Annotated in this window: 5 protein-coding genes and 1 pseudogene; 1 reads left to right on the forward strand and 5 read right to left on the reverse strand. The window is 43.8% G+C overall.

What is annotated here, in order from left to right; translation table 11 throughout:
* Positions 1–23: 23 nt before the first annotated feature.
* The 5 genes from VL121_RS18290 to VL121_RS18310 form a co-directional block, all read right to left on the reverse strand.
* The gene (locus tag VL121_RS18290) at positions 24–1,175 is read right to left on the reverse strand and encodes an aspartate aminotransferase family protein (RefSeq protein ID WP_325408049.1); all 1,152 of its coding nucleotides are present in this window, start codon (positions 1,173–1,175) and stop codon (positions 24–26) included.
* A gap of 124 nt (positions 1,176–1,299) precedes the next feature.
* On the reverse strand, positions 1,300–2,295 hold the full coding sequence (gene argC, locus VL121_RS18295; protein ID WP_325408050.1) for an N-acetyl-gamma-glutamyl-phosphate reductase: 996 nt from the start codon (positions 2,293–2,295) through the stop codon (positions 1,300–1,302).
* A 2-nt stretch (positions 2,296–2,297) separates the two neighbouring features.
* Positions 2,298–3,488 (reverse strand): argininosuccinate synthase, encoded by a 1,191-nt coding sequence (locus tag VL121_RS18300; RefSeq protein WP_325408051.1) that lies wholly within the window; start codon positions 3,486–3,488, stop codon positions 2,298–2,300.
* A 30-nt stretch (positions 3,489–3,518) separates the two neighbouring features.
* Entirely contained in the window at positions 3,519–4,244 is a 726-nt protein-coding gene (locus VL121_RS18305) for a GNAT family N-acetyltransferase (protein WP_325408052.1), read from the reverse strand.
* A gap of 360 nt (positions 4,245–4,604) precedes the next feature.
* Entirely contained in the window at positions 4,605–5,360 is a 756-nt protein-coding gene (locus VL121_RS18310) for a phosphoglycerol geranylgeranyltransferase (protein WP_325408053.1), read from the reverse strand.
* A gap of 508 nt (positions 5,361–5,868) precedes the next feature.
* Here VL121_RS18310 and VL121_RS18315 point away from each other — a divergent pair.
* Positions 5,869–6,988 (forward strand): annotated as a pseudogene (locus VL121_RS18315) (vitamin B12-dependent ribonucleotide reductase); the annotation flags it as partial.

The raw sequence follows: 6,988 nt of genomic DNA on the forward strand, positions 1-6,988 counted from the left end.
AATATTTTTACAAACCCGTTCAGCTACACTTCCTGAACCGTCATAGCAGCTATCTCTTCTTTAATCGCATCAATAAAATCTTCCGCGTCTCTTTTCTTCAAAGCCAGTGAAGGCAACAAGCGGATAACATTCGGCTTAGCTTCACCGGTAAAAATTTTCTGGTTCAGGAGCAAATGCTTCTTCAGGTCTTTCAATGCTTCAGGCACATCAAATCCAATCATCAAACCCCTGCCCCGTACATTTTTAAGCTCGGGGATATTTTTTAGTTCCTCTTTTAAATATTTACCCACCATTACGGCGTTGCCCAATAGCTTTTCCGATTCCAATACTTCCAGTACGGCTAAGGCTGCAGCACAGGCCAGGTGATTGCCGCCAAATGTGGTACCCAACTGAAAATGTTTGGGCTTAATATGCGGTGCAATAATAATACCCGCTACCGGAAAGCCATTGCCCATGCCCTTGGCCATGGTATAAATATCGGCTTTTACACCGGCAAAATCATGACTGAAAAATTTGCCCGTTCTTCCATACCCGCATTGCACGCTGTCGGCTATATATACGGCGCCGTATGCATCGCAGAGGCTGCGGATCTTTTTCAAAAAGCCCTCTTCGGCTACATTAATACCGCCAACACCCTGTATGCCTTCTATAATAACCGAAGAAATGGCTTTACCGTTTTTTGCAAAGCAATCTTCCAGCGCCTGTTCATCATTAAAAGGCAGGAAGATAACATTATCGGTTTCGTTTACGGGTGCGGTATAGTTTTTATTATCGGTAACGGACACAGCCAGTGATGTGCGTCCGTGGAATGATTTGCTGAAAGCTACTATTTTTTTTCTTCCATTGTGAAAGGATGCCAGTTTTAACGCGTTCTCATTGGCTTCGGCGCCGCTGTTGCACAAAAAAAGCTGGTAATCTTCTTTCCCCGATAGTTTACCCAGTTTGGCGGCCAGCTCCTGCTGCAAAGGAATTTTAACGGAGTTGGAATAGAATGCTATTTTTTTAAGCTGCTCCTCTATGCGCTGTACCCAGTGCGGATGCGTGTGCCCTATGGAAATAACAGCGTGGCCACCATACAGATCAAGATATTGCTCTCCTTTATCATCCCACACATAAGAGCCTTTGGCTTTTACAATATTGATATTGTTAATGGGGTAAACATCGAATAAATTCATGGTATTAAAGTATTATTTTTGGTATAGGGTATGGGGTGTAGGGTGTAGGGTGTAAAGCATAGGGTGTATTACTGTGCATGTTGCTATCGCAGAAATTTTATGAATGCTATCAGCATTCCTCTTTTTAAAAATACCCGGCTTTCAGCTTCAGCCCCGCCGCTTCTTTCAGTCCAAACATCAGGTTCATGTTTTGAACAGCCTGCCCGCAGGCGCCCTTTAATAAATTATCGGTAATAGAATGCACCACTAATTTAACGCCTACTTTTTCTAACTGGATAATACATTTATTGGTATTTACTACCTGTTTTAAAAAAATAGGCGCATCGCTCACTATAGTAAACAACTGTTCTTTATAAAATGCTTTATACAGTTTCACCAGTTCTTCATAAGGCCGTTCGCAGTGCAGGGTAGAGCTCACAAATATGCCCCGTGTAAAATCGCCGCGCCAGGGAACAAAATTAAGTTGCTGTTCCTGTTTACCGGGAGGCGATACCTGCATCAGCGATTGCACTATTTCTCCCAGGTGCTGATGGGTTAATGTTTTATAGGCCTGAATGTTGTTTGCCCGCCAGCTAAAATGCGAAGTGGAAGAAGGGCTTTGTCCGGCACCGGTGCTTCCGGTAATGCCGGTAGTATATACTTCTTCCAGCAGCCCGGCTTTTGCCAAAGGCAGTAAACCCAACTGAATAGCAGTTGCAAAACACCCCGGGTTGGCTACATCGTGCGCCGACTGTATAGCCGTTTTATTGATTTCGGGTAAACCGTATACAAAATTCCGCTTTCCGCTAGCAGACTGTGCAGCAAGCCTGAAATCGTTTGCCAGGTCTATGATTTTTGTATTACCGGCTACTGTATTTTCTGAAAGAAATTTTCTTGATTCGCCGTGGCCAAGGCATAAAAACAGAATATCCAGTTCTCCGCTTTGTACCGGTGTAAGGTCATGACTAAAAGCGAGGTCCGTTTCACCTATCAGATCCTCGTGAACAGCATATAACGGTTTGTTTGCATTGCTGCGGCTGTGAATAAAAGAAAAATCCACATCCGGATGATTGAGCAATAACCTGATCAGTTCTCCGCCGGTATATCCTGCGCCGCCTATAATGCCTGCTTTAATTTTCATCTTTATGCCTGTTTATTTACCAAATGGTGTATTGCCACCTGGTTGCCGAATATTTTACTGAACCCTCTTACATCTTCGCCGGTAAAACCGGTATTCATTTCGCCGTACTTTCCAAATTTACTGTTCATTAAATCGTAGGGTGATGCAATACCGATGACCTGGAAGCGATAGGGCAATAACTGGATGAATACTTCGCCGGTAATGTTTTGCTGCGAGCTTTCTAAGAATGCTTCAATATTCCGCATTACAGGATCCAGTATTTGTCCTTCGTGCAGCCAGTTGCCATAAAACTGTGCCAACTGATCTTTCCAGTTCAACTGCCATTTGGTAAGCACATGCTTTTCCAGCGCATGATGTGCTTTTAGTATAACCATGGGCGCTGCCGCTTCAAATCCTACACGTCCTTTAATACCAATAATGGTATCTCCCACATGAATGTCGCGGCCTATTCCATAAGGCCCGGCAATGCTTTGCAGGTACTGAATAGCTTCAACGGGATGTGTGAAGGTTTTGTCATCCACCCCGGTTAATTCCCCTTTGGTAAAGCTTAATTTTATTTCCCTGGCTTCCGATGCGGTAACCTGTGTGGGCCAGGCTTCTTCGGGCAGCATGCCTTTCGATGATAAGGTTTCCTTACCGCCTACGCTTGTACCCCACAGGCCTTTATTGATGGAGTAAACTGCTTTTTCAAAATTCATCTGTACGCCTTTCTCCTTAAGATACGCAATTTCCGCTTCGCGGCTTAATTTCAGATCGCGTATAGGGGTAATGATCTCCACACCGGGTATCATAATATGAAAGATCATATCAAAACGCACCTGGTCGTTGCCGGCGCCCGTACTGCCATGTGCTACGGCATCGGCCTGTAGTTTTTTTACATGTTCCGCTATATGCAGGGCCTGGCTCAGCCTTTCTGCGCTTACGCTTAAAGGATAGGTGTTGTTCTTTAATACGTTTCCGTAAACCAGGTACCTGATAATGCTGTTGTAATAGGAGTGTACGGCGTTAACCGTAGTGTGTGTTTTTACACCAAGCCCATAAGCATGTTCTTCAATTTTCTTCAGTTCTTCACCGGTAAATCCGCCGGTATTTACAATAACGGAATGCACCTCATATCCCTTATCTTCACTCAGGTACTTTACACAATAAGTAGTGTCTAATCCACCGCTAAAGCCTAAAACAATTTTTTTCATTTGTAATATCTTTTTATATAACCGGAATAGCTACAAATTGAAAATGAAATGAAGAATAGATTTCCTGGATTTCATCTTCGCACCGGCATTCGATTCTTCTTTTTCTTTTTTCAGGAAGGGCTGCAATAGCTTCCACTTTTTTATCCGCATAAAGCGCTCATATAATTTTGAGTGCTGCTGAAAGTCCTGTTTGGTTTCTTCCGGTCCGGGATGATCTTTGGGATCGTAGAGCATAGCGGTGCAGAGGCAGTTTTTCCGCCCCTTGCTCATCAGGATATCATAGTTTACACAACTTTTACAACCTGCCCAAAAGTCTTCGTCCTGTGTTAGTTCCGAATAGGTAACCGGTTCATACCCCAGTTCAGAGTTTATTTTCATTACAGCCAGTCCGGTTGTAAGCCCAAATATTTTTGCATTGGGGTATAGCTTACGGCTCAGTTCAAATATCTTTCGTTTAATAGCGCGTGCCAGCCCGTCTTTTCTGAAAGCGGGCGCTACAATAAGACCGGAGTTAGCTACATATTCGCCGTGGCTCCAGGTTTCTATATAGCAAAACCCTGCCCAAATGCCTGTTTTATCAAAAGCGATCACGGCTTTGCCTTCCCGCATTTTTTGTTGTATGTATTCAGGGCTTCTTTTAGCTATGCCTGTTCCACGGGCTTTGGCTGAGGAAGCCATTTCATCGCAAATAATTTGTGCAAAGCCGAGGTGAGTTTCATTGGCTATGCTTATTTGAAATTGTTCCTGCGTTTTCATTTTTTTTGTTCCTTAATAGCGAATAATAGAAGGAGATAACTGCCACCTTGCCGCTACCAGCCTTGCTGATGCGGTGCTTTTCCATAACGGTGGGTGTGCTATGGTAAAAAGTATCAACGTCGTACCCTAAAGGGGGTTGGGGAACAGAAAAAAACTGCTCCTGGCAGAACAGGAAAAACCCCACGCAATATAGTGTCTGCCTGAACAAACACATCAGCGGTTACTGTGGTGAGATTTTTTTGCATTGTAGTAATGTAGTAAACGATGCTTTGATATAAGTTTTTGACGATGCAAAGGAAATACTTTTTTTACTTGCAGTGGTGTTTTTTATGTGAAATTTTGAAAAATGAAGGGTAAAACCTACAAATTTACCGGTACGCTATGTATTGCGGCGCTTATTTCCCTTATCAGGGAAGGATTTTTTTCTATGGCGTTGCCTACCACAATTACGTCTGCACCGGCTTTGCAATTAAGGTAAGCCTTCTCCGGGTCGCTGATACCGCCTCCGATAACAAGGGGAATATCAATTACGCCGGCTACCGCGGCAATCATAGCCTCCGTAATAGGCCTTTCTGCGCCGCTGCCTGCATCCATATAAATGAGCTTCATGCCCAGCATTTCGCCCGCCATAGCGGTGCACATGGCAATTTCACTTTTATTGGAAGGTATAGGACTGGCATTGCTGATATAGGAAACCGTTGTTGGCGCTCCGCCATCAATTACCATATAGCCGGTTGAAATAATTTCCAGCCCGCTTTGTTTAACAAAAGGAGCGGAAATTACATGCTGCCCTATCAGGAGCTCGGCATTTCTGCCCGAAATAAGGGAAAGGTACAGCAGCCCGTTGGCATAGCGGCTAACCTGCGAGGGAGTGCCGGGAAAAAGGATTACCGGGGTACTGCATTGCTTTTTAATCTCCTTTACTACCTCGTCTAAGTGATTACTGATCACGAGGCTTCCCCCCACCAGTAAATAATCAACCGAAGCTTCACTGGTAAGTTGCACCAGCTCCGTTATTTTCCGGTTATCTACCTTGTCGGGGTCAATAAGCACGGCAAATGATTTTTTACCTGCCTTCTTTTTGCCTGTTATGGATTGATAAATAAGATCAGTCATGCTATAGCTTCCTTAAATGCAAAAATGCAAAAACTTTTTCGGTTAGCAGGTTTTAAAGCATAAAATTGCAGTTACGTAAATTTAAGGTGTTGTATAGTGAAAGTACGCATATACCTGATTAGCCGGGCTCCGGGTACAAAAGTTTAATAGGCCTCCGCGTTAATAAAAAAGAAAAAATTTTGATAGTTTATGCTTTCCCTGCTTCCTGCACAGCGCATAAAAAATAACTATTCGATAATTACCCCGGTCCTTGCCCGGCGCGCTTCACAGCAGGAGTAACCAGCAACTTAACTGCAGTTAGAAAACTTTAGACAAACAACCAAATTTTCTTTTCAATAGCATGTGCAGAAAATGCGAAAGTAAACCCTGTAGTACGTATCAAATACTTATCCACACGCTGTTGATATTTAACAGTTTGACAAAACGATTTAGGCTGATATTTTCGTCCTCTTATCGTATGATAATTGTAACTTAACTTATCAAAGCCCAAATATAAATTATTGTAACTATGATGAATGAAAAGCAAAGCGGAGGCTTAAGGTATCGCCGTCTCTTTACGAAAGAGGGTGCAGATGTTTTTGACCTGTTTGAATATGATTACCGCACTTCCGTAATACGTAATCCCAATGGGGAAATCGTATTTGAAATGAAAAATGTAGAAGTTCCCAAACAATGGAGCCAGATTGCTACGGATATATTAGCGCAAAAATACTTTCGTAAGGCCGGGGTACCGCAGCCAGACGGGTCGTTGGGTCGTGAAACCTCTGCAAAGCAGGTAGCGCACCGCATGGCCAATTGCTGGAAAGTTTGGGGAGAGCGGCACAATTATTTTGCTTCGCCCGATGATGCGCAGGTATTTTATGAAGAGCTGGTATATTGTATTTTGAACCAGGCCTGCGTACCCAATAGCCCCCAATGGTTTAATACCGGGCTATATGAAACTTATGGAATTAAAGGAAAACCGCAGGGACATTATTATGTTGATCCGGCAGACGCAAAATTAAAAAAATCAACTTCGGCATATGAAAGGCCCCAGCCTCATGCCTGCTTTATATTAAGTGTGGAAGATGACCTGGTAAACGATGGAGGCATTATGGATCTGTGGGTAAGAGAAGCCCGGATATTTAAATACGGAAGTGGCGTAGGTACCAACTATTCCAATATACGCGGCGAAGGCGAAAAATTAAGCGGTGGCGGTACTTCATCGGGCTTAATGAGCTTTTTAAAAATTGGCGACAGGGCCGCCGGCGCCATTAAAAGCGGGGGTACTACCCGCCGCGCTGCTAAAATGGTTTGCCTCGACCTGGATCACCCGGAAATAATGGAGTTCATTAACTGGAAAGTGGAGGAAGAGAATAAGGTAGCTGCCCTGATTGCTGCAGGTTATGCGTCCGATTACGAAGGGGAAGCATATAAAACCGTGAGCGGACAAAACTCCAACAACTCCATCCGGATACCAAATGACTTCTTTGAAAAACTGAAAAATAACGAGAATTGGGAACTGAAGGCGCGTTCCGACGGAAGGGTAATGAAAAAAATACCTTCCAAAGAAGTATGGAACCAGATTGCGTACGCAGCATGGCGTTGTGCAGACCCGGGTACCCAATACGATACCACTATCAATGAAT

It is taken from the genome of Agriterribacter sp. (genome assembly GCF_035497235.1).
Lineage (GTDB): Bacteria > Bacteroidota > Bacteroidia > Chitinophagales > Chitinophagaceae > Agriterribacter.

Excerpts from the sequence above, each read along its gene's own strand:
- VL121_RS18290 (WP_325408049.1), bottom strand. The coding sequence starts at position 1,175 with ATGAATTTATTCGATGTTTACCCCATTAACAATATCAATATTGTAAAA.
- argC (WP_325408050.1), bottom strand. The coding sequence starts at position 2,295 with ATGAAAATTAAAGCAGGCATTATAGGCGGCGCAGGATATACCGGCGGA.
- VL121_RS18300 (WP_325408051.1), bottom strand. The coding sequence starts at position 3,488 with ATGAAAAAAATTGTTTTAGGCTTTAGCGGTGGATTAGACACTACTTAT.
- VL121_RS18305 (WP_325408052.1), bottom strand. The coding sequence starts at position 4,244 with ATGAAAACGCAGGAACAATTTCAAATAAGCATAGCCAATGAAACTCAC.
- VL121_RS18310 (WP_325408053.1), bottom strand. The coding sequence starts at position 5,360 with ATGACTGATCTTATTTATCAATCCATAACAGGCAAAAAGAAGGCAGGT.